18 protein-coding genes are annotated in these 21,660 nt (G+C 49.3%); 5 read left to right on the forward strand and 13 right to left on the reverse strand.

Annotated features, from left to right (window positions below):
* Positions 1 to 4: 4 nt before the first annotated feature.
* Both PKI34_05815 and PKI34_05820 read right to left on the reverse strand, forming a co-directional pair.
* Positions 5 to 1,048: a hypothetical protein gene (locus PKI34_05815; protein ID HNS17319.1), complete on the reverse strand. Its 1,044-nt coding sequence runs from the start codon at positions 1,046 to 1,048 to the stop codon at positions 5 to 7.
* Between the two features lie 127 nt (positions 1,049 to 1,175).
* Positions 1,176 to 2,207, reverse strand: coding sequence for a substrate-binding domain-containing protein (locus tag PKI34_05820; protein HNS17320.1), 1,032 nt, complete (start codon positions 2,205 to 2,207; stop codon positions 1,176 to 1,178).
* A gap of 115 nt (positions 2,208 to 2,322) precedes the next feature.
* On the opposite strand from PKI34_05820, the gene pruA reads away from it, so the two are divergent.
* Complete coding sequence (gene pruA / locus PKI34_05825; protein ID HNS17321.1) at positions 2,323 to 3,969, forward strand: L-glutamate gamma-semialdehyde dehydrogenase; 1,647 nt, start codon at positions 2,323 to 2,325, stop codon at positions 3,967 to 3,969.
* A gap of 38 nt (positions 3,970 to 4,007) precedes the next feature.
* On the opposite strand, the gene PKI34_05830 is transcribed toward pruA, so the two are convergent.
* The gene (locus PKI34_05830) at positions 4,008 to 4,937 is read right to left on the reverse strand and encodes a GNAT family N-acetyltransferase (GenBank protein ID HNS17322.1); all 930 of its coding nucleotides are present in this window, start codon (positions 4,935 to 4,937) and stop codon (positions 4,008 to 4,010) included.
* Between the two features lie 115 nt (positions 4,938 to 5,052).
* Here PKI34_05830 and PKI34_05835 point away from each other — a divergent pair, with 115 nt between their 5' ends.
* Positions 5,053 to 5,427 carry a four helix bundle protein gene (locus tag PKI34_05835; GenBank protein HNS17323.1) on the forward strand — a complete coding sequence of 125 codons (375 nt, stop codon included), beginning with the start codon at positions 5,053 to 5,055 and terminating at the stop codon, positions 5,425 to 5,427.
* A 12-nt stretch (positions 5,428 to 5,439) separates the two neighbouring features.
* On the opposite strand, the gene PKI34_05840 is transcribed toward PKI34_05835, so the two are convergent.
* The gene (locus PKI34_05840; protein ID HNS17324.1) at positions 5,440 to 6,750 is read right to left on the reverse strand and encodes a polysaccharide deacetylase family protein; all 1,311 of its coding nucleotides are present in this window, start codon (positions 6,748 to 6,750) and stop codon (positions 5,440 to 5,442) included.
* A 101-nt stretch (positions 6,751 to 6,851) separates the two neighbouring features.
* On the opposite strand from PKI34_05840, the gene PKI34_05845 reads away from it, so the two are divergent.
* Genes PKI34_05845 through PKI34_05855 form a run of 3 tightly spaced genes read left to right on the forward strand, consistent with a single transcriptional unit; the run spans position 6,852 to position 10,117 of the window.
* Complete coding sequence (locus PKI34_05845; GenBank protein HNS17325.1) at positions 6,852 to 8,561, forward strand: DNA polymerase III subunit gamma/tau; 1,710 nt, start codon at positions 6,852 to 6,854, stop codon at positions 8,559 to 8,561.
* A gap of 29 nt (positions 8,562 to 8,590) precedes the next feature.
* Complete coding sequence (locus tag PKI34_05850) at positions 8,591 to 9,541, forward strand: PfkB family carbohydrate kinase (GenBank protein HNS17326.1); 951 nt, start codon at positions 8,591 to 8,593, stop codon at positions 9,539 to 9,541.
* A 27-nt stretch (positions 9,542 to 9,568) separates the two neighbouring features.
* Entirely contained in the window at positions 9,569 to 10,117 is a 549-nt protein-coding gene (locus tag PKI34_05855; protein HNS17327.1) for a 1-acyl-sn-glycerol-3-phosphate acyltransferase, read from the forward strand.
* 32 nt (positions 10,118 to 10,149) lie between these two features.
* Here PKI34_05855 and PKI34_05860 read toward each other — a convergent pair whose 3' ends face one another.
* The 9 genes from PKI34_05860 to PKI34_05900 all read right to left on the reverse strand — a co-directional run bounded on the left by PKI34_05860 (position 10,150) and on the right by PKI34_05900 (position 21,582).
* On the reverse strand, positions 10,150 to 11,697 hold the full coding sequence (locus tag PKI34_05860) for a pyruvate kinase (protein HNS17328.1): 1,548 nt from the start codon (positions 11,695 to 11,697) through the stop codon (positions 10,150 to 10,152).
* Positions 11,698 to 11,708: 11 nt separating this feature from the next.
* On the reverse strand, positions 11,709 to 14,336 hold the full coding sequence (locus tag PKI34_05865; GenBank protein ID HNS17329.1) for a leucine-rich repeat domain-containing protein: 2,628 nt from the start codon (positions 14,334 to 14,336) through the stop codon (positions 11,709 to 11,711).
* Positions 14,329 to 15,156, reverse strand: coding sequence for a hypothetical protein (locus tag PKI34_05870; GenBank protein ID HNS17330.1), 828 nt, complete (start codon positions 15,154 to 15,156; stop codon positions 14,329 to 14,331). Before PKI34_05870 ends, PKI34_05865 begins: the two co-directional genes overlap by 8 nt.
* The gene (locus tag PKI34_05875; GenBank protein HNS17331.1) at positions 15,153 to 15,728 is read right to left on the reverse strand and encodes a hypothetical protein; all 576 of its coding nucleotides are present in this window, start codon (positions 15,726 to 15,728) and stop codon (positions 15,153 to 15,155) included. Before PKI34_05875 ends, PKI34_05870 begins: the two co-directional genes overlap by 4 nt.
* A gap of 5 nt (positions 15,729 to 15,733) precedes the next feature.
* Positions 15,734 to 16,414, reverse strand: a complete 681-nt coding sequence (locus tag PKI34_05880; GenBank protein HNS17332.1) for a hypothetical protein — start codon at positions 16,412 to 16,414, stop codon at positions 15,734 to 15,736.
* A 145-nt stretch (positions 16,415 to 16,559) separates the two neighbouring features.
* A complete protein-coding gene (locus PKI34_05885; GenBank protein ID HNS17333.1) occupies positions 16,560 to 17,663 on the reverse strand; it encodes a hypothetical protein in 1,104 nt (367 codons plus the stop codon).
* A gap of 96 nt (positions 17,664 to 17,759) precedes the next feature.
* Positions 17,760 to 19,217, reverse strand: a complete 1,458-nt coding sequence (locus tag PKI34_05890; protein HNS17334.1) for an alpha-amylase family glycosyl hydrolase — start codon at positions 19,215 to 19,217, stop codon at positions 17,760 to 17,762.
* A 152-nt stretch (positions 19,218 to 19,369) separates the two neighbouring features.
* Positions 19,370 to 20,131 (reverse strand): TylF/MycF/NovP-related O-methyltransferase, encoded by a 762-nt coding sequence (locus PKI34_05895; GenBank protein ID HNS17335.1) that lies wholly within the window; start codon positions 20,129 to 20,131, stop codon positions 19,370 to 19,372.
* A 50-nt stretch (positions 20,132 to 20,181) separates the two neighbouring features.
* Complete coding sequence (locus tag PKI34_05900; protein HNS17336.1) at positions 20,182 to 21,582, reverse strand: MATE family efflux transporter; 1,401 nt, start codon at positions 21,580 to 21,582, stop codon at positions 20,182 to 20,184.
* Between the last annotated feature and the right edge of the window lie 78 nt (positions 21,583 to 21,660).

The following is a 21,660-nucleotide window of genomic DNA, read 5'->3' on the forward strand; positions in this document are numbered from 1 at the left end:
AAAATTAAAAATCAGCCCGGATTTCCTCGAGGGAGAAGACGGCACGGTCGGAGAAGAAATCAGCACTCGGGAACAGCCTGAAGCGGCCGCCTTCCTCGCCTTCCCCGACATCGACAATGATCACCTCCGACTGATCGTTCCGGTTAATGATCTCACTCAGCGTAAACGCACTGCGATAACCATCTGCGCCCTTGACGGTGACCAAGCCGTTACGGAGGGCACCCGTTGCAGAATGGATATACTGTGCTAACAGATCTTTGAGCATCACACCCTGGAAAGGAGTGACACTGTGAATCCCCCTGCCGCGCCCATAAAAAATGGTTGGATATGTAATAAATTGACAATTAGTTGGTAATATAGTAAATGAGCTTAACAGCGAGTCATTCCGGAAGATGGATACAGCATCGGTATATTTTTTATCCCGGTCAACAGGGAAGGATTTCCCCAGTGACTTCACCGTGATGGCCACCGGATCCGATAGATTCCTTTCCGTGATCAGATCAGGGACTGCCACTATTTTCCAGGAACCGGGCAGTGGCCAGTGGTCTTTTGTTTTGGAGGGAACGATCTCCATTACCTTCGTTGCCAGGATGATCTGATGACGATTGACAGGGTAATAGATCTCGCCCCAGCTGAAAACGGCTTTCTCACCTTCCTTGTTGGTGATCTCCACATACAGGTCAATGATGGGCGGGAATTCTTCTTTGTTTACCTTATCGGGTACAAACTGGTTCAGGATATCAAACAGAGAATAACCGTCGTAACGGTAAGCTCCCACAAACCGGTTGGAATCACCCGACAGGATGGTTTCTTTCACAATCACGGAATGGAGGGGGAGCGAACCCAGGTCAACATTTCCCGGACGGTAGACTTCGCCATCCACCATCAATTCCCCTTTGGTCAGTTCATGAACCGGCTCGTTGTCATAGAAATCGTTCGTCAGATCGGCCGTATCCCTTGCATTCCCTACCGTTGTCACTGTCACCGATGGATTGTTCGTGCAGGATGCCACGAGGAAGGGGATGATCATAATTAAACTGTGTTTCATGGTTGCTTCATTGGTTAAAAAGTTTATAATCAGTTTATGTAATTGATTGTTAGATTGTCAAATTGTTTTACTGCCAACTACTGACCGTTGATCCCGACTTCCGTCGGGACGTCGCTTCGCTCCGCTGTCAACCGCCTCCCGTTTCCCTCCTCGCATAAGCCTTGAACCGTTCAGGGATCTGGTCATACGACGCGGAAGCCGCAGGGATCACCGAAGGCTGACCGCAGGATTCCAGGATCTGTTGACCCCTGGCGGATAAGGCAAACTCCACAAATGCCTGCGCAATCGTTCCACTGGGGGCATCCTTCAGGATCGTCAGGCTGTAAAGCATCGGCTCGCCGGTCAGGGTAATCAGCTGTCCGGGCTCCCTGCCGTTGATCTCGGTGGAAACAGTGGCGTACAGGTCGGCAAGGCCGGGTGATTTCAGGTTGATCTCCTCCGGTAACCCTATAAAATCCAGCTGATGCTGGCGGGCAACGGACCTGTAGTTGAAAACATAGTCCACCGTGCTGGTCTCAAGCAGTGCGATCAGGTCGACTTCCTTGGGACGTATGTATTGATTGTCCTTGGATTTCAGCAGACCGGCCAGACCCGGCCTCTGGTAATGTTTTTCGGCCAGCAGAAAGGTTTGAACAGTCCTGTAGCCGCAAGGATCCTGGTTTGGATCGGACCGTGCAAACCTGACATCCTCTTTCAACAGGACCTGATGCCAGTTGAGCGAATCGATCATTGCCCGGTATTTTGATTTTTCCGTATAGGCGATCACCATTTCGTTGGCGGCAAACTTAATGTTCCAGGATGCAAACTCCGGAATGAGCAGTTCGTCGATGACCCGATAGTCGGAAACGGCAATGATGTCGCAGGGCCGTTTCAGGTCGGTGATCTTTCTTGCACTTGCCAGGCTTCCCCCGGCCTCTGTTTTGATACGAACGTCGGGATAAAGTTCGTTGAATGCAGTTGCCATCTCCCGGAACGGTACCGCCAGGCTGCCGGCGTGAAAGATGATCAGCTCACCCTTCATCAGGAAAGGTTTCCGTGCCTCGGGAGAGGATTCCCTGTCCGTGCCGGCCGGATGACAACCCGTTGAAACCATCAGAAAGATGGCGGGGGCCAACAGCAGCCATCGCGATCGAATCGGCAGTAGGAGGTTTTGAATCATTTTTGGTCAAAACTATACGCAAATGGCAAAATTAACAGTTTGGGACGAATCACTGGCTTTGCCGTGAACAATTTCTATCCCTGAGCGTTCTTATGTAACAGAAAAACCAGAACAGATGAACAACGCCCTTTATGCTTTTGAATACCCCGAAAACGAGCCGATACGTTCCTATGTTCCCGGAAGCAGGGATCGCAAGGGAGTGATCGCTGAATTGAAAAAGATGAGTAACGAGTTGGTGGATATCCCTTTGATCATTGGAGGCAAGGAAATCCGAACCGGGGACATTGATCAGGTGGTGATGCCGCACCGTCATCAGCATCAGCTTGCGGTATATCACAAAGCTTCACCGAAAGAGGTGAAGCTGGCCGTTGAAGCTGCACTGAAAGCCCACCGGCAATGGGAATCGATGTTCTGGGTGGAGCGACTGTCGATCATGCTGAAAATTGCGGAGCTTGTCGCCACAAAATACCGTCCGGTGATCAATGCGGCGACCATGCTGGGCCAATCCAAGAGCATTTTCCAGGCTGAGATCGATGCTGCCTGTGAAACCATTGACTTCCTGCGTTTCAACGGACACTATATTTCTGATATTTACAACGAACAACCCCATTCCGAAAAGGGGATCATCAACCGGATCGAATACAGGCCGCTGGAAGGATTTGTCTTTGCCGTAACCCCTTTCAATTTCACGTCCATTGCTTCCAATCTGAACCTTGCTCCGGCGCTCATGGGAAACACGCTGATCTGGAAACCGGCAAGCACCTCATTACTGTCGAATTACTACCTGATGAAAATTTTCCAGGAAGCTGGATTGCCTGACGGCGTGGTCAATTTCATTCCCGGACCGGGTTCTTCCATCGGGAACGCAGTCATGGCCGACAGGCATCTGGCGGGGGTTCATTTTACGGGTTCCAATGCCACCTTCAACAGGTTATGGAAAATGACTTCCGAGCATCTGTCCAGCTATAAATCCTATCCCATGATCGTTGGGGAGACCGGGGGCAAGGATTTTGTTTTCGTGCACACCTCCGCTGATCCCGAAGAGGTGGCTACCGCCCTGATAAGAGGTGCGTTTGAATATCAGGGCCAGAAATGTTCCGCCGCATCCAGGGCCTACATTCCTGAATCACTCTGGAAAGAGATCAGGGAACGGCTTACCGATATGCATTCCCAGATAAAGATGGGTGATCCTGCCGATTTTGAAAACTTTATGAATGCTGTGATCGACAAGGCATCCTTTGACAATATCATGGGCTATATACATAAAGCAGAGCAGTCGGCTGATACCGAAGTCATCCTTGGCGGAAAAGGTGACCATACCGAGGGCTTTTTCATTGAGCCGACCATCATTCTGACCAGGGACCCGCATTTTCTGACCATGGAAGAGGAGATCTTTGGACCTGTGCTGACCATCTTTGTTTATAAGGACGACCGTTTTGAAGAGACGTTACATCTATGCGATGAAACCTCGCCTTACGGATTGACTGGCTCCATCTTTGCCCGTGACCGCTATGCACTGACCAGGGCAGGTGATCTTCTCAAATACGCTGCAGGAAACCTCTATTACAACGACAAGCCCACCGGGGCCGTGGTAGGGCAGCAGCCTTTCGGAGGCTCGCGGCAGTCGGGAACCAACGATAAGGCCGGGAGTTTCATGAACCTCCTTCGCTGGACAAATCCCCGCACTATCAAGGAGAACCTGCTGCCCGCAACGGATTTCAAGTATCCGTTTATGAAGAAGGACCAGTGTCAGAAGGAATAAATCGGCAATCAGCAATCGGCAATCAGCAATCGGGAAATTCAGATAGCCGCTTGCAGATTTTTCAGCATCCGCACCACCCACGGCAACTTGTTTTTTCGGATAAAAGGATAAAAAACCTCTTTCGAACCAAAGCTTTTATAAAACCTGGCCAGGTCGGGATCGTTTGATCCCTCAAAATCGAGTGTAAGGTAAGATTGAGCGTGCTGTTGAATGAATGCATCAATCAAAAAGGGCATCGCCCCGTGTTCTCTTCCATAGGGAGCCAGTCCTGAAAACAGGAAAATGACCCTTTTATGGCCAAACAAAAAAATGATCCCTGCACACAATTGGTTATCAGGGCTATATGCTCCCCATGTCTGTGCTTTTCCGTTGTGTATGCATGTATAGACCAGCCGGCGGAACCGCCGGTAATCCTTTTCCTTCAGTGTGCGCACCGTCCTGCCTCTGTTCCGGCGAAACAGGCTGATCACTTCCTCCGGACTGATGGTGCACTGATAAGTCAGTCCGTGGTTTTTGGCTTTTCTGACAGAGCGCTTTATATTTTCGGAATAGGAAGCCGCCAGCCGGTCATAGGATTCGTTCAACGATAATTCGTGGTTACGGTTCCTGCTCACGGAAAAATCCGGCAGAGTCAATTTATTAAAGGAATTCAGGCTGATCTCGATCAGTCGGAACCGGGAAGGAATTGCAGCCAGAAAGTGATTAACGGTGTTTTCGGTTATCGGACTTCTGGAAAAAATGCCGAGCTGTTGCGTAAAAAATGGCTGGTACAGATAAGATATTCCTGCTTTTTTCTTCCAGGTAAGGGGGAAGACCCGCTCATAATCATCCTCAACCAGCGCATCCCATTCCTCCGATACCAGGTCCAGGTACCAGGAATATCCATAGATCAGACCGTTGAAGGACTCCTGGATACACCGATCCCATTTTGTTTTATCAATATCGCTATGATGGAGATAATGGATCATCAAGTGGACTGACCTGGTTGGTACCCGCTAAGGTATGGAACTTTATGTTTTGTTTGAAAAAAGTACGGTTACCAGGGTAACATTTTCGGGGGTTATCGTATTAACAATAAAAACCATGAAAGGAAACCAGTTGCTGGTCAGGAAAAGTTATCTTTTCAGCCTGCTGATCATTGAACTTTACAAGATCCTGCATTACAAGCATCGGGAAGATGTCATGTCGAAGCACATTCTGATCAAGGGGACATCGATCGGTTCCTGTCTGGAAGTGGGACAGGATGCCACATCGGATGAGGAGCAGTATGTGCAGCTGACCATTGCCTATGAGTATGCCCGGGAGACGCACTATCACATCCGGCTGATCCGTGACAGTCACCTGGTAGATGAGGAGGTGAGTGTGGTGATGCTGGTCGAATGTGAGGAACTGATGATGATGATCAAAAAACTGCTCCAAAAGATGGAGCGCACGATGCCTTCCTGTCAGTGGAATTAAACCACCTGCAAATCAACTATCCAGTGCATGAAGGATCATTTTTTCATACACTGTTCGCCACCCTTTCCATCTTTTCTGATCACCCAGTGTCTCATTGTGCCATATGCTGATGAAAATCCCGTTGACCGCTTTGATCTCGCCGATGAGGACATTGATGACTTCCGATGCCTGTTCAGGGGAGAGGTTCTTATAGTCCCTGAGGGTTCCATCCATTACCGTGAATGGATAAATTCGCAGGGAGGTCGATTTGTCGTCATAAAGATCATAAAACAGGTAAGGAGTGCAAATGCTTGCCCTGAAGCCTGGTTCCTGGGCATACCCCATGGTGAAATCGCATTCAATGCCTGAACTGATCAGATTCCTGAAGGTGTAAGGCATGGTGATCCGGAGGAAGTGCTCACGGCTGATGGTCACCTTGCGGTTGATGATGGAAGCCAGCCGCAATATTTCCGACTTCAGTCGTGCAGGGTGATCATGTGAAGCATAGGAAGGATGGATGCCGATCGTATGCTCCGCGGCCAGCCGGGCCACCAGTTCCCTGAAATGCTTGTTGCGGGGGGAAAGGTTTTTGTCGTAGGGTCCATAATCTCCCAGAAGGATAAAGAAGTAGGGTGAAAGATCAAATTTTTTATGAAGGATTGACAGGTAGCCGTATGTGTCAAAAGGGTCGCTCAACCCTCCTTGAATCACGTGGCAGCGTTCTTTCATTTCGCTGAGATCACCCCTTGAAAGCGACCGAAGGAAACCTCCGGCTGTCCTCCAGAAGCCTTTGTGACGATATGCATATGCAGAGTCAATGTCAATGGTCGGAAGGAACCTGAACGATCTGGCGCTGAATACAAGGTTGGGGAAATGAATCAGGAGGATATCCTTCAGCTTCAGCGCCCAGATGTTCACGACGGGCTTATCAAGGAAATTTTCCTTAAAGGCAATGCTGTGAAGGGGATTGAACCTTCCGTGCTGATCTTTGTAAACCGTTTCATATTCTTCATAACGGGTGACCAGGTAAAAACTGGCGGCAAACAGGTCAAAAGGAAAGGCCGAATTTTGATCCTGAATGGGGAAAAGCACCTTTGATCCGCTGATTTCAACACATTCCGGAACCGGGCTGTCCGTACCTTTTTCAAACAGAAGCGGCACCGCCCTGATAAAAAGTTCGTCTTCCAGTGGCTGGATGCCATAGGAAAATTTGGGGCCCGACCAGGTGAGAAAATGCCCGGAATCTGACGTCAGCAAATATTCCGTGCCGAAAAGATCATGAAAGAAAAGATGGAATATGTACCTGACGCGGTTGGTTTGTTGTTCCGTATGGATGAGGATCATCAGCAGGTGGCGGTTATCGTGAATGTGTTGAAAAATTAACGGGGCAAGGTAAGCAAAATTGAGTATTTTTGGAAGCAATTCGTTCCCCAAAAAAACACCTGATGGAGAATTTTATTGTTTCGGCGCGCAAATACAGACCTCAGACCTTTGACACGGTGATAGGGCAACAGGCCATCACCACCACGCTTAAGAATGCCATCCGCAACCATCAGCTTGCCCAGGCTTTTTTGTTCTGCGGACCGCGAGGTGTGGGAAAGACCACCTGTGCCCGGATACTTGCCAAGACCATCAATTGTGAACATCTTTCTGCCGATATTGTACCCTGTGATGCCTGTGAATCCTGCCTTTCGTTCAATGCCTCTGCCTCTTTCAACATTCACGAGCTGGACGCTGCCTCAAACAATTCGGTGGATGACATCCGCAACCTGGTTGACCAGGTGAGGATACCGCCTCAGGTGGGCAGGTATAAGGTCTATATCATTGATGAGGTGCACATGCTGTCTCAGCAGGCTTTTAATGCCTTTCTCAAGACACTGGAGGAACCGCCGGCCTATGCCAAGTTCATACTGGCCACCACGGAAAAACACAAGATCATCCCCACCATTCTTTCCAGGTGCCAGATCTATGATTTTAAACGGATCTCGGTGGAGGATATCACACAGCAACTGATAACGGTAGCTCAGAGCGAACAGGTTGCTTTTGATCCGGATGCCTTGCGGATCATTGCCCAAAAAGCTGACGGTGCCATGCGCGATGCGCTTTCCATGTTTGACCAGATCGTGAGTTTTTCAGGAAGCCAACTGACCTATGAAACGGTGATCAGCAACCTCAATGTGCTCGACTATGACTATTATTTTAAAATGACCGATAGCATCCTGCAAGCCGATATTTCTTCTTCACTCTTGATCCTCAATGAAATACTGGATAATGGATTCGATGGGCAGCATTTCCTGATCGGCATGGGAGAGCATCTGAGAAATTTACTGGTCTGTAAAGATCCCTCTACGGCAAAGTTACTGGAGACAGGTGAAGGACTTCGTGAGCGATATGTCGGCCAAAGCAGGAAATGCCTGGTCGATCTGTTGCTTAATGCATTGGATATCAATAATAAATGTGATCTGAACTATAAGGTCAGCAATAACAAGCGTCTTCACCTTGAAATTGCCCTGATGCAGATGTGCTCTCTTTCGGGAAAAGACGACCGGTACAAAATGCAAGCAGAAAAGACAGTTCAACCTGCTGAACAGAAGCCGGAACCGGTTAACGCCCCGGTAGTCCCAAAGGAATTTAAAGTTCCGGTTGAATCCCCTCCGCAGCAGTCACCCGCACGTGGAAGTTCCGTAAAAACAGGCTGTGGCGTGTCCATCAAGGAGAAAATTGCTATCTCAAAAGAAGGTGACACAGCTAACGGGAATAATCCGGAATACCCGACGGTCAGGTTTGAAGATTCGTTTGATCAGATACAGCTGGAGGAAGCCTGGTCGGTCTATGCATCCACGATCGCCGATACATTCCCTAATCTGCACAGTACCCTGACCAAACGCAAACCAGTACTTCAGGATGATTTTGCCATTGAGCTGACGATCGACAACAAGGTACAGGAAGATGAACTGAATGATAAGAAGCAGGATATGCTTGGCTTTCTCCGTGCACGGCTGAAGAACGACCGTATCCTGTTATCCACTAGGATCTATGCCAATGCACAGGATCAACGGCCCTACACTCCCCTTGAAAAATATAAGAGGATGGCAGAAAAAAATCCTGATCTTATCCATTTCAAAGATCAGCTGGGGTTGGAGATCGACTTTTAATATGCGGAACAACCGTCAAATCAGCTGAAATGCAGAAGATCTACACAACAGGGGAATGCATTCTTGATATCGCTTTCCGTGACGGAGCTCCTTTCTTCATTGGTCCGGGCGGTTCAAAGTTAAATACAGCCGTGTCTCTTGGCAGGGCAGGTATGCCGGTTTCGATGATATCCGACTGCAGTGACGATCCGGTTGGCACCTTCATAATGTCCTTCCTTCATCAGAATGGCGTTTCGACCGAATTTATCGCCCGTTACAGGGGTCAGGTTCGGGTGGCCTTCGCTTTCCTCGACGACAGGAATGATGCAGATTATACCTTCTACCCCGGCTCCCGGCTTGCGGACCGGCAGGAGGAGAAAGAGCCTGTTTTTGCTCCGGGCGATATCTTTGTCTATGGCTCCTTTTATGCCTTGAAGGAGGCCAATAGACTCAGAATTAACCGGTTACTTGATCTGGTATCGCTTTGTGATTGTATCCGGATCTATGATCCCAATTACCGGAAGCCTCACCTGAAGGAACTGGACGTCGTTGGGCCCTATATCCACGATTGTATCCGTCAGGCGGATATTGTCAGAGGATCCGATGAGGATTTTGGTAATATTTTCAATACGACCGATCCGGACCGTATCTTCGATGCAATCAGGACATCTGGCGGACGAACGCTGATCCTGACCCAGGGTGGGAGGGATGTGTTGCTTTTTTCAGAAAGGATAAGGAAGTCGTATCCCGTTCCCGGGATCCAGACGGTCAGCACCATCGGGGCAGGCGATGGCTTCAATGCGGGATTGATCTATGAGCTGGTCCGTTGCAGGATATCCCGTCATGATCTGCCGGCCCTGGAGGAAAGCGTGTGGGATAAACTTGTTCGTACGGCCATTTCGTTTGCATCGCACGTATGCTGTGAAAAGAACAATTACATATCCGTTGCATTTGCCTCGAAGCTCAGGTCAGCAGGGAAGGGCAATCATTTAACCATTTGACCATTTATCAACAGATCTCTTGGAACTATGATGAAATTTCTGGCAAAACTGATCCTGTCGCTTTTCGGCTGGAAAGTGTTGGGAGGACTGCCCGCCGGCATCAGGAAATGTGTTGTGCTTGTCGCACCGCACACCAGCATGTGGGATTTCGTCGTGGGCCGCCTTGCCTTCACGGTCCTCCGTGTTCCGGTAAAATTCCTGATCAAGAAGGAAATATTCCGGAATGGACTGGGTCGGGTATTGAAAGCGATGGGAGGAATACCGGTCGACCGGTCAAAAAGTAACAACATGGTTGAACAGGTGGCGAATGTCTTTGATCAGTACGAATCGTTATTTATTGCCATTACCCCTGAGGGCACGCGCAAGCTGGTCACCAACTGGAAAAAAGGCTATTATTATATTGCCCTGAAGGCAAAGGTGCCCATTGTCCTTGGGTTCCTCGATTATAAAGAAAAAAGGTGCGGCCTGGGACAGGTCGTGATTCCATCGGGTGATTACGACAAGGATTTCCGGCAGATCGAAGCCTTTTACCGTGGCCGGCAAGGGAAACACCCTGAACGATTCAATCTGAGCTGAGGAAGGATCGGCACTTTGGACGGTACAGGAGTTTATTCGCTGTCGCCCAGGTAGTGGACAACCAGACGGTTGGAAACGCCGGGCCGCCCGATGGGTTCACCGAGCACAAATACGACAGCGTCCCCGGCCTTTGCCCATCTGCGCTGAATGAGCATTTGATCCACCTGCCGGATGAACTGACTTCCGCTTTTGGGAAGTTCCATATAGATGGGCATCAACCCGTACAGCAATGCCATTTTCCTCAGGTCTTCCCTGTGGTTGCTGAATCCGAGGATGGGCAGCGGGATATGATACTGCGAGAGGTAAACCACATTTTCTGCACGATGGGTCCATGTAATAATCATTTTTATGTCCATGTCCTCTACGATGGTCTTTACTCCGTGGGCAATGGCGGCACTTTCCTTCCTTCCCTGCCGGAAATGGTGAGGCAGGGCAAGCGGGGCTGCGTGGTAACGCAGGTAATGGTTTGTTTTCTCGGTGACCCGGTTCATCATCCTGACAGCTTCCAGCGGATAATGTCCAACAGCCGTTTCCCCGGAAAGCATCACTGCATCCGCACCATCAAAGATGGCGTTGGCCACGTCGGAAACTTCAGCACGCGTGGGAGAAGGTGACTCGATCATGCTTTGCAGCATCTGCGTTGCCACGATCACCGGTATCCCGTATTCGTGGCAGAGGTGAATGATCCTTTTCTGATGGACCGCCACTTCTGCCAGTTCCACCTCCACACCCAGATCGCCGCGCGCCACCATCACCAGATCGGTCTCACGCATGATCTCTTCCAGGTTGACCAGCGCCTGGGGCTTCTCGATCTTACTGATCACCGGAATGAACTGTGTGTCGCGCAAAGGATCTGTTTTGTGAGATCCCTGAGGCGTCCTTTCGGTCCCGGGTCTTTCAGATCTGGCGTTCAGCTCTCTCAGACGTTCTTTCAGGATATGGATGTCCTTTGCAGTCCTGACGAAACTTAAGGCGAGAAAATCGATCCTGTGCTCAACGGCAAAATCAATGAACCGGTGATCCTTTTCGGTGAGGGCCTCAACCGACAGGTCAGTATCGGGCAAATTGACTCCTTTCCGGGAAGTGATCAGCCCGGTATTCAATACGTTGCAAATGAGCCTCGGGGTTTCGCCGGGTCCTTCTTTTTTCTGTTTGCATACCAGTGCGATGGCGCCATCATCCAGCAGGATGCGGTGCCCCGGCTGCACTTCCCGTATGAATCCAGGGTAGTTCGTGGTCAGGATGACACGCGCTGCCTCTTCGTGGCAGATGGCCAGTTCATCTTCACTCACAAATTCAACGATCTTTGCCGCAGTCAACAAAATACCTCCCTCGGGAACTTCCCCGATACGGATCTTCGGACCGGACAGGTCTCCGATGATGGCTACGGGCATGTCAAGTTCAGAGCTGATCTGCCTGACTTTTTCAACCAACGTGGCGTGGGTCTCCAATGATCCGTGGGAAAAATTCAACCGGAATGCATCCACACCCTCTGCCATCAGTTTTCGGATCATGGAAGGCGATTCGCTTGCCGGTCCCAGGGTTGCAATCACTTTTGTCAGGAGAAATTTCTGGCTCATCGTGTATCAGTCTAATAAAAAACAACTTCAACATCAGGTCGCAGACCTCTGAATTTGGCTACCTTCTTCTCATTCAGTTTCGAATTGTAACATCGGATGATCTTCAGATTGGTAAGTTCGACCAATTCATTCAAACTTCCTACCGATGTATTGTAAAAATCGAACTCGGTAAGATTTGCAAGGGTTGAAATCCATTTCAGGTTTTTGACCGGCGTTCCCGAGATGTTCAGGTATTCCAGCCCGGTGAGCAGTGCGGCCAGTGTGTAATCCGAAACCTGCGTGTCCGAAAGGTCAAGGTGCTTCAGGGATGTCAGCGATGCAATGTGCGCTAGTTCACTGAAAGGACTTTTCCTGCAGATCAGTTTTTCGAGGCGGCTGGCATCCTTGATGGGCATCAGGTCCGTGATCCGGGTCTCGCTGATGATCAGGCTTTTCATTCGTTTTAACATTCCAAGCGGTTCAATGTCCTGAATTTTCATCGTATTCTCAAGGATCAGCTCTTCCAGGTTCATTACCCTGTGCAGTTCTTCCTTCCCCGGAGGATCGTCCAGATCAAGTGCATCCAGGAATATGCTTTTCCACTCGTCAGTCAATCCATCCCACCACTTCTGCAACCGTGGTGTCATATAGATCACCTCGCAAATGGGTTTGCTGTCCATAAATGAAAAAATTTCATCCTGGCCCAGTTCAGTCTGATCTGCCCGTACCATGCTCAGTTTTTCAAGACCGGTCAGGGACTGAAGGGATGTGACGCGGGTGTTTTCGATGTTCAGTTCAAGGAGGTTATGAGCCTGTGCAAGCGGCTCCAGATCGGTGACCTGTGTATCGGAAAGGTCCAGCCGTTCGATCATCCGCAGGTTTCGCAGCGGTTCGATGGTGGCCACCTCCGTTCCAGCCAGACACAATGCCCTCAGGTGAATGCTTCTTTGCAACGAATCCAGGGAACGGACAGGCGTACCGGAAATGTCCAGATCGTCGAGATTGATCAGGACGGAAAGAGGATCCAGCGTGGTGATCAGACTGTCACCTTTTAGTTGCAGTTGCCGGATCAACGTGATCTGGTGCAGATCCTCCTTCTCGGGTTCTGCTTCCAGGCCAATCTGCTCCGCAAAGAGTTCCTTCCACCGCTCATTAAGGGAATTCCACCATCGGGTCAGTTCGCCTGTTTCATAGATAACCAGGGTAGCGGGTTTACTGATCATGAAAATGTTTGCTATTTCGCCGGTCACCTTGCTGTGATCACAGTAAATGCGTTTCAGCTCAGGCAACGGGAGAAGGGGATCCAGGTTGTCGACAGGGGTGTAGTCCATGTACATATACTGCAGCGCGATGAGCCCTCTCACCGGCTCAAGGTCCCCGATCATCGTATTGCCAATGTTGAGATAACTGAGCTCTGTCAGGTTCCGTACAGGCTCCAGGGATGTCACACGGGTATTGTAGGACAGATCCAGCCGGGTCAAATGGGTGAGAGTCTGAATAGGTTCCAAGTGGGCGATGTCTGTGTTATGGCAAAGGAGACTTGTAAGTTCCCTTAAATCCGCAAGGGGTTCGAGACTTCGTACCAGTGTCTTGCTGCAATTGAATACCTTGAGCTTCTTAAAGCCTGCGATGGTATTTAACGTATCAATCTGCGTATCCTCTATGTTTAAATCGCTCATATTCAGTGAGTAACGTAGTGGTTCCAGGGAGCTTACGGGTGTTGCTGCGCAATTCAGATGCTCCAGTTTTGACAGGCTGCGCAGGGGAGTGAGGTCCTCAATGGCAGTCTGCGAAAGGGAGAGTGACTTCAGCCGGGTCAGTTTTTTGAGCGGTTCGAGGTTGTTAATCAATGGATTACCGTCGAGGCTGATCTTTTCAAGTGACCAGATTTGCCTGATGCTTTCATAGATGGGACCGGTGTTGATGAAGAGCGTATCCAGAAGGGGATCCAATGGGTCCGGTTGTAAAACGACGGCCGAATCATCAAAGGCGATGACGTGGTGCAATGGAGTGGATAGGGGTTGACTGATCTCTTTGGAAAAGACTTCTTTCCATTCGACGGGAAGCCGCGACCACCAGTTGGCCATGTCTTCATTTTCACTCAGCTTTGTTGTATAGATGCTGGCAATCTTGAGATCTTTCCGGTCCTGATCCAGGTTGATTTCCATGAAGCGGACCTGCGTGGTGTTGACGGTGCTGTCATCAATGGTTTCGGCGTGTAAATTCCGGTTGAGGGAAACCCTGAAATAGATCTGGCCTTCTTCGTTCACTTCAGGTGAGATCTCTTCGATGGTGAATGTAAAAACGACCTGTTTGAAAAAGAAATTGATGTCTTTCAGGTAAGCCTGAACATTTTTATTGGTCACTACCTGCCGGTTTTCATCCAGATCATCTTCGATCTGGACTTTTTCATCGCGAAAGAATTTCAGGTAGCTTTCATTGATGATAATGTCTTTTTCCCGGATGGTGACCGTAGGATCACCCAATGTATTGAAGGCCGATTCGACAAAATGAACCATCTGCCTTACCTGCACTAGGTAAGATTCCATTTCCTGGCCGGTTTCTTTTACGTGGGTGTTTACCTGTGCTGAGGCAGGGAAAATAAAAAGGATGCAAATCAGGATCAATCCACAGAGCGCAGAAAGTAGCTTTTTACTCATGGTAAATGAATTTCAGCATCAGTTCTTTTTCATCAGGTGATATCCTGAGGAGATTGGCTATCAGCCACCCTGAATTTTTGGATTTTCGGTTGAAGTCAACCAGTTCAAAATACCATCCGGGGACTTGGAAAAAGTGAAACTTAACCTGCTGAACGGTTTTAAAGGAGAGGTTTCCATTCTTCACTTCATAAATGAAAAGGGTCAGAAAATCCGGGTGGTACTCACGGGAAGTGTACAGCTCAACTTCATCTTTGTTCTTGAAAACGTGGATGAGGTTCATAAAGTCGAGCTCGTGGCTCAAGGGATGAAGAAATTTGAGCTGGTCAGGAGCGGAATTGAAAAAAAGCTTGCTGAATGGTTCGAAATAGATATTGGTAATCACCCACTTTGATCCAACCTTTTCTTCCTGAAGCTGGAGAAAAAGGGTGAGCGGTACTTCACTGCCGTGATAGAAAAATTTGGTTGCGACCTCGGCAAACCAGTCTCCTCCGTGAAAGTCAAGATATACCGGTTTGTTCCCGTTTATGACGGTATGAATGAAGTCCTGCCGGGCAAGGTCGGTAATGGCAGGATTTTCATTGTCAAAGAGGACCGATAGATATTTGCTTCGAAGGGTGGGATCCCTGTAAAGCGGGTTTTCCGGGTAGATCCGCTGCCCATCGAGGTTTTCCTCACAGTTGAAACGCCGAAGGAACTGGTTCACCTGTTTGGTCTGGGCCATCAGGATCTCCTCATCACCCAGGTAATTACCTATGGATTGCGCCGGCAGATCCGGCGCAATCCATAGTATCAACCAACCAACAAAAAGGATTTTTCTCATGGCAAGGTTTCGGTCACCCTGACATCGCCCAGCAGCACATCCCAAAATCCGATCAGGCGTCCTCCGATCTGGGTCTGTTTACGCTCCACATAGACCGTAATATCCTTTTTTGTGGTATCCTTATAGACCAGCTGATCGCCTGTAATCCCCTCAAACCGCTGAAAAATGGTGATCACCCCCACGAAACGCCCATCCGGCTGCTGTTCCAAATCGCTGATATATTGAATGTTAAACCATTGGATCTTCACTTTGTCGTAGTTCAGCTGCATGAGCCGTTCCAGGTATTCCCTGATGCCGTAATATTTGACTTCGTCGAGGAACAACGATGAAACACCCATCTGGCTTCCGGGCATGAACAGCTCCAGGGTGCGCTCTATGACCCGGTTGGCTTCCGACCAGGGCGTTTCTTTGTCGCCGATGATGCTGATGTATTTGCTCAGGTCGCGAACTTTCTCAAGGGCCAGGGAATCAATGGCGGCCTTTCGTTCGGGACTGATCTCAGGCTGTGCAGTCGCTGGGGTTCCCCAAAATGCCAGTCCAATGGCAATGAACAGAATTTTTATGGGATTCATATTGATTACTTTTTAATGAGTTCTAATTCAGTGATCAACCCTTCTTCATTGATTTTGATGTTGCTGATCCGGTTGATGTTGTTTTTGGTGTCGTCGAGATACTGCAGGTATTTCAGGATGGTGGTGGGCTCATCGTAATCGGTCATTCCGCCCTCCTGCGAGATGATGATCAGGACTGGAACGGATTCGCTGGCGAACATTTTCAACGCCTGGCTGATAAAAGTATCTGATGCGCTGTAATTCTTGTTGTTGACCAGGTCGTTGAAAAATCCTTCAAGTATGTCGGAAGTGCCGGCTCTTGCTGCTTCTTCAACCTCCTGTGGCGGGATCACCTGCTCAGGCTTCCTGGCCATCTCTTTTTCTTTGTTGATTTTTTGTTCGGCAAGATCAATCAGGCTATTGATTTCCGCATCCTGAAAACGCTGTGATTTGATTTCTTCGAGGGTAGCCTCTTTCGTGCTCAGCGGAAGGGATCCGTCATCATTGAGGATCTCCAGCAGCTGGCCTTTTGCCTTTAACAACTGGTCGGGATCATCGTGAACAGTGGTCACCTGCTTGGTCTTTCCCGCTTTTTTCTTACCTGCACATCCGCTGTTCCCTGTCATGACGGCACTGGCGAACAACAGGATCAATGCATAGTAGAACAATGACCGTAAACGAATATGGACTTTGCGCGGAGGATTCATGGACGAAAAATTAAGTTGGTTCATACTAAAAACACACAGGTATCCCTGCTTCAGGGAAGTTCCGCAAAACTACTAAGATAACGGAAAGAATTGATTTTATTGTATGGCAAAATAATAACCGGATGGTGTTAACAACACGGCGTCCCTATTCCTCAAACACCTGACCGAAGTAATAGATCCGCGTGGTATTGGGCCCTGTTTTATACATGATCAGGTTACGGTTCATTTCAAGATCCGTCACCAGTTCATAGGTGACCACGTGTTTTTCACAATTCTGAACCACCTGGACATTTTGATTATCGTCAATATAAGATATTGAATTCCAGTCAAGTACATATTTGTCCGGTACGTACCGTTCGATGATCTGAACCGTTCCATTGCAATGTGTTTTGAAATAACCCTGGTCGATAAAGATCATCGCTTCATCATTAACTTCAAAGTGTTCAGGCCGGTTCGGAAGCAGGGTGGTGGTGATGCCTTTGTTGAAGGATTTCAGGTTGCCCATGTCATCAACGTAAACCACCATGTCGTCTCCGACTTCGAAGGCTTGCGGCCGGTAATATTCCAGTTCAAACACCTCGCCTTTATAAAAGACCTTGAAAATGTTCCGTGGTTCATCCATATAGGCAACGATATTTTTTCCTGTTTTGTAAGTGATGTATTCCCCGAATTCATCAATCACCCAGATATCACCAGCCCAGAAAACCTTGAATTTATTATCCACGGTCGTAACATAGGCAAGCGTATTATCGCCGCTTTTCAGGCGTTCGAACGGAAAGTCAAGCAATCCATCCTCCAGTGTCTCCGTTTTTCCTTTATAATAAATATTGACCGTCCTGCTGATCCGGTCGTACCAGGTGATCAGGCTGTCCTGAACCACATATCCTTCCACGGCCGTACAAAGTATTTTTATTTTACCGCGGTCGAAGACTTTCAAAAAATCCAGGTATTTGTATCCCAGCAGGTAGTCCGTGGCGTAATACCTCATACCGGCTCCTGCATTGTCCAGCTCATAGACCTCGCCATTGTAGTAGACCTTTAAACCCCCTGCATTGTCGATATAGGCTAAATGATTGCCCCCTACCTTATAGGACTGGATCTTGAGATTTTCCAGCTGTTCGGTCTTCCCTGCATCAAAAACATAAAAATGGTTCTGGATGTCGGAGAATGCCGCCAGGTGCTGCGCTACAAGACTGCCAGGTAAGATGTTGACAATGAGTAATATAATAAATAAAGTATTTTTGATCATATGGAATCGTTTATGGTTTTTCAAAACGGGGATTGATTCATTCATCATAGCATTTTTTTTATCAGAGGTTCACTGCAGGAGTGACCAATATCGAAGTTAAAAAATGAAGAAGTGGTAATTCCATGCGTTCAAATCAACATACAGGCCAAAGTCGGTCAGTTCTTTATTTGACCGCAGGTAGGTTGTATCGTGCAGTTCATCGCTCAGGATCACCTCTTTGCCCGGGTCATCCGCCCATGGCCAGCTGACGAGTCCCTGTGCCTGCATTCCGGAATAATTGATGACCACCAGGGCTCTTCGGTCAGGCAGTGACCATGACCAGGCCAGCAGGTTGCGGACCGTATCGTTTCCAGGCCAGCCGTTGACCGCGCACAGCGCCCACTCACCTTTATGAAACAGGGTTTGCGAGATCAGATGAAGCAGGTTCCGGTAAAATTCCTGCAGGTCGTGATTACGAATCTCCGGCACCGGTTTGGCAAGAAAAACGGGTATTCGGGTCTGGTATCCTTCCTGCTGCCCGTGATGGAACATCCGTGCCCCGGGAAGCGTGGCGAAAATGACGGCAGCGGCGGAATGACGCGGTACCTCCAGCTGCGAGGAAATGCGCAGCTCATCGTGGTTCTCAATGAAACGCATCAGTTTTTCCTGGTAATCCAGGCCAGCCAATGCATGCAACCGGATGCTCTCTGCCGTGTCGTGGAGCAGGCGGTCGTAAAGGCGTTTGTCATAACAGAAATCAAATCCCTGCTGTTGGAGTTCCCATTCCATCTCCCAGTAAACTTCAGCAATGAACAGGAATGCCGGGAACATTTTTTTCACTTCAGGGATGATTTCCATCCAGAATTCACTGGTTGGCTTCGGTCCTGCTTTGTTTCCCCAGGTCTGTTCAAAGATCCGGTTGGTCATCAGCATGGCCATGTCACAGCGAACACCATCGCACAGGGATGCAATCGCAAGGAGTGTTTTTACTGAGGCTTTACGCAGCTCACCGGAAAATGCGTTTAGCTGCACCACATCAGGCCACGGAGGGAAAAAGGGATCCCTGGCCCGGGCAATGACCCTCCCGTTGATGGGGATGAAGTCGTCGGGTGTTTGGAGAAGATCGTTTTCCATTCCCTGGATGAAATAGTCCGGGTGTTCCCTCGTCCACGGATGATCCGGTGCGACGTGGTTGGGAACGAAGTCAAGGATCAGGCCCATTCCCCTTGCTTTTAATTCCGTTCGTGCTTTCAGGATCCCTTCCTGGCCACCGAGCATTTGATCAATGGTGTAGTCCTGGATACAGTAGGCCGAACCTACCATATCCATCGGGGTAAAACCGGGTAAAGCCATCTGGCAGGCGTGGATGATATCAGGATGCTGCAGGGCGATCTCCAGTCCCGCCGGGCTACGTTTCCACACGCCCATGAGCCACAGGTAATCAAATCCCTGTTGTGCGATTTCATCCCATTCCAGCGCAGGAACATTCACGAGTGTGACCGCCTGGTCGTATTTGATGGTGAGTTCACTCAGCCATACCCAGGTGTTGATCTCCAGGATTAGGGGGTTTTTCATGGTTGTTCGTGTTACAGGTTCACAGGTCTACAGGTCTACAGGTCTACAGGTCTACAGGTCTACAGGTCTACAGGTTCACAGGTCTACAGGTCTACAGGTCTACAGGTTGATGAAGGATTTCATTTTACATATTTCATTTTACATATTTCATCCTACATCCTACATCCTATATTCTTCATTTTAACGATCATCACGCTCGATTCCATATCGGGTACAGACACCAGGCTTTCCGGGATGTTTTGGATGAACTCATCCACTGCCCGCACGGCGCCTTCCCACTTATGGTTGTAGTCGTGAACGATGATGACGCCGCCGGGTGACAGCCTCGGATAAAAAAAGGCAAGGCCTGCCGCGATGGGCTGATACAGGTCCGCATCGATCGAAACAAATGCAAAGGTCTCCTCTTCCAGACCTGTTGCCGTATCAGGGAAATACCCCGGATGAAAAACGATGTTTTCGTTGCCCCCGATCTTGTTCCTGACTTTTTCCAGTCGCGTGTCGGAAAACCGCTCCGGAGAATAAGTGGCCGCCTCGCCCGTTTCACCTTTCAGGTCCGACGCGGGGAATCCTTCGAAGGTGTCGAACAGGTGCAGTGTCCGTGATGGCGCCATCCAGTGAATGATCCGCGCTGTTTCACCCTTGTACACGCCGAGTTCGGCAAACGCACCCGGAACGTTCTCCTTTTTCATCCGTTCGGTCTGGAACCAGAAATTGAAAAAACGGACTTTATCGGGAGTCTGTTTTTCGATCTTTTGCAGCTCCCGGGAAACGGATTTCATTTTCACGGAATGCTTCCAGGCTACGGGCTGGTAATCCGTGTCAAAGAAGGATCCCCAGATATGACGGATCAGGAAGATGAATATGATCAGGATGATGACCAGCTGGAGGATCTGAAAAAGAAGGCGCCCGTCCATTCATTCAAATTTTATCAAAGGAACAAAATAATCCGGAGAAAGGCAAATATTTACACCTGTTTTAGTTTCCATTTTCCCTTCCTGAAGATGAGCACGGCTGTGACGGTCATCGCTGCTTCTGCAATCAGGATCGCATAGTAAACTCCCTGTTCATTCATCCGGGCCGGTACAGCCAGCAACCAGGCCACCGTTAGTTCCAGCAGCCAGTAGCAAAAGAAGTTGATCTTGACAGGGGTTAGCGTATCTCCGGCTCCGTTGAAGGAGTTAACGATCACCATTCCCACCCCGTAAAAGATGAATCCGTAGCTCATGATGCGGAGGCAATGAGAGCCGCTTTCAATGACGGATTGTTCCGGAGTGAAGAAACGTATGAACGGTTCGGGGCTGACAGCGAACAGCAGCCCGATGCCTCCCATAATGATGAAGTTGATGACACTGGTCGTCCAAACGGCACGTTCAGCCCTGCCAGGCAGCCTGGCTCCGAGGTTTTGTCCGACCAGGGTGGCGGCGGCATTGGCAATGCCCGAAGAAGGAAGCATGGAAACCAGGATCACACGGATGGCGATGGTGTATCCGGCCACAGCCTCGCTGCCGAATAAGGCGATGATGCGGACCAAAAGGATCCAGCTGGAAGTTGCGATCAGGCTCTGGCCAATGCCGCCCATTGAAAGCCTGAACAGTTTCAGGATTTCTTTCAGGTTGATGTTCAGATATTCCAGCGACAGGCTGACCCTGTGTTTCCCACGGAATAAGAGGAATAGCTGGTAGACGACCGCCAGGCCGCGTCCCAGAACGGTTGCCAGGGCAGCTCCCTTGATTCCCATCTCCGGGAAAGGACCCCATCCAAAAATCAGGACCGGATCGAGCACAATGTTGAAGAGATTGGCGATGAACAGAATCTTCATGGAGATGGCTGCGTCGCCGGCACTTCGGAAAACGGCATTGATGATGAACAACAGCATGATGACGATGTTACTGCCGATCATCAACGAAGTATATCCCGAGAACCTTTCAACCTCCTCCGGAGGAGATCCCATCAGGGTAAGGACCTCCTCAGCAAAGAACCAGCCCGGAATTCCCAGGATCAGCGAGACAGCGACGGCGGCGACGATGGCCTGAAAAGCTGCCCTGCATGCCCCCTGATGGTCCTTTTCCCCGATACGGCGCGACACCAGTGCCGTGGCAGCAATGCTCATCCCTCCTGCAATGGCATACACGATCGTGATCACCGATTCGGTGATGCCGACGACGGCGACTGCATCAGCCCCCAGCCGGGATACAAAATAAATATCGACGATGGCAAAGATCGATTCCATCACCATTTCCAGGACCATGGGAATGGAAAGCAGCATGATGGCACGGCCCAGGCTCCCCGATGTGAAATCCTGCTCTGTCCCGGCTATGGATTCATACAAATCCCGGAAAAAACGACGGAGATTCAAATTGTGCATCTTTTTACGCCCTGACCACGAAAGCTCGATAATTGTCGATTGTCAATTTAAAATTGTCAATTGACAATCGAAAATTGA

It is taken from the genome of Bacteroidales bacterium (assembly GCA_035342335.1).
Lineage (GTDB): Bacteria > Bacteroidota > Bacteroidia > Bacteroidales > JAGONC01 > JAGONC01.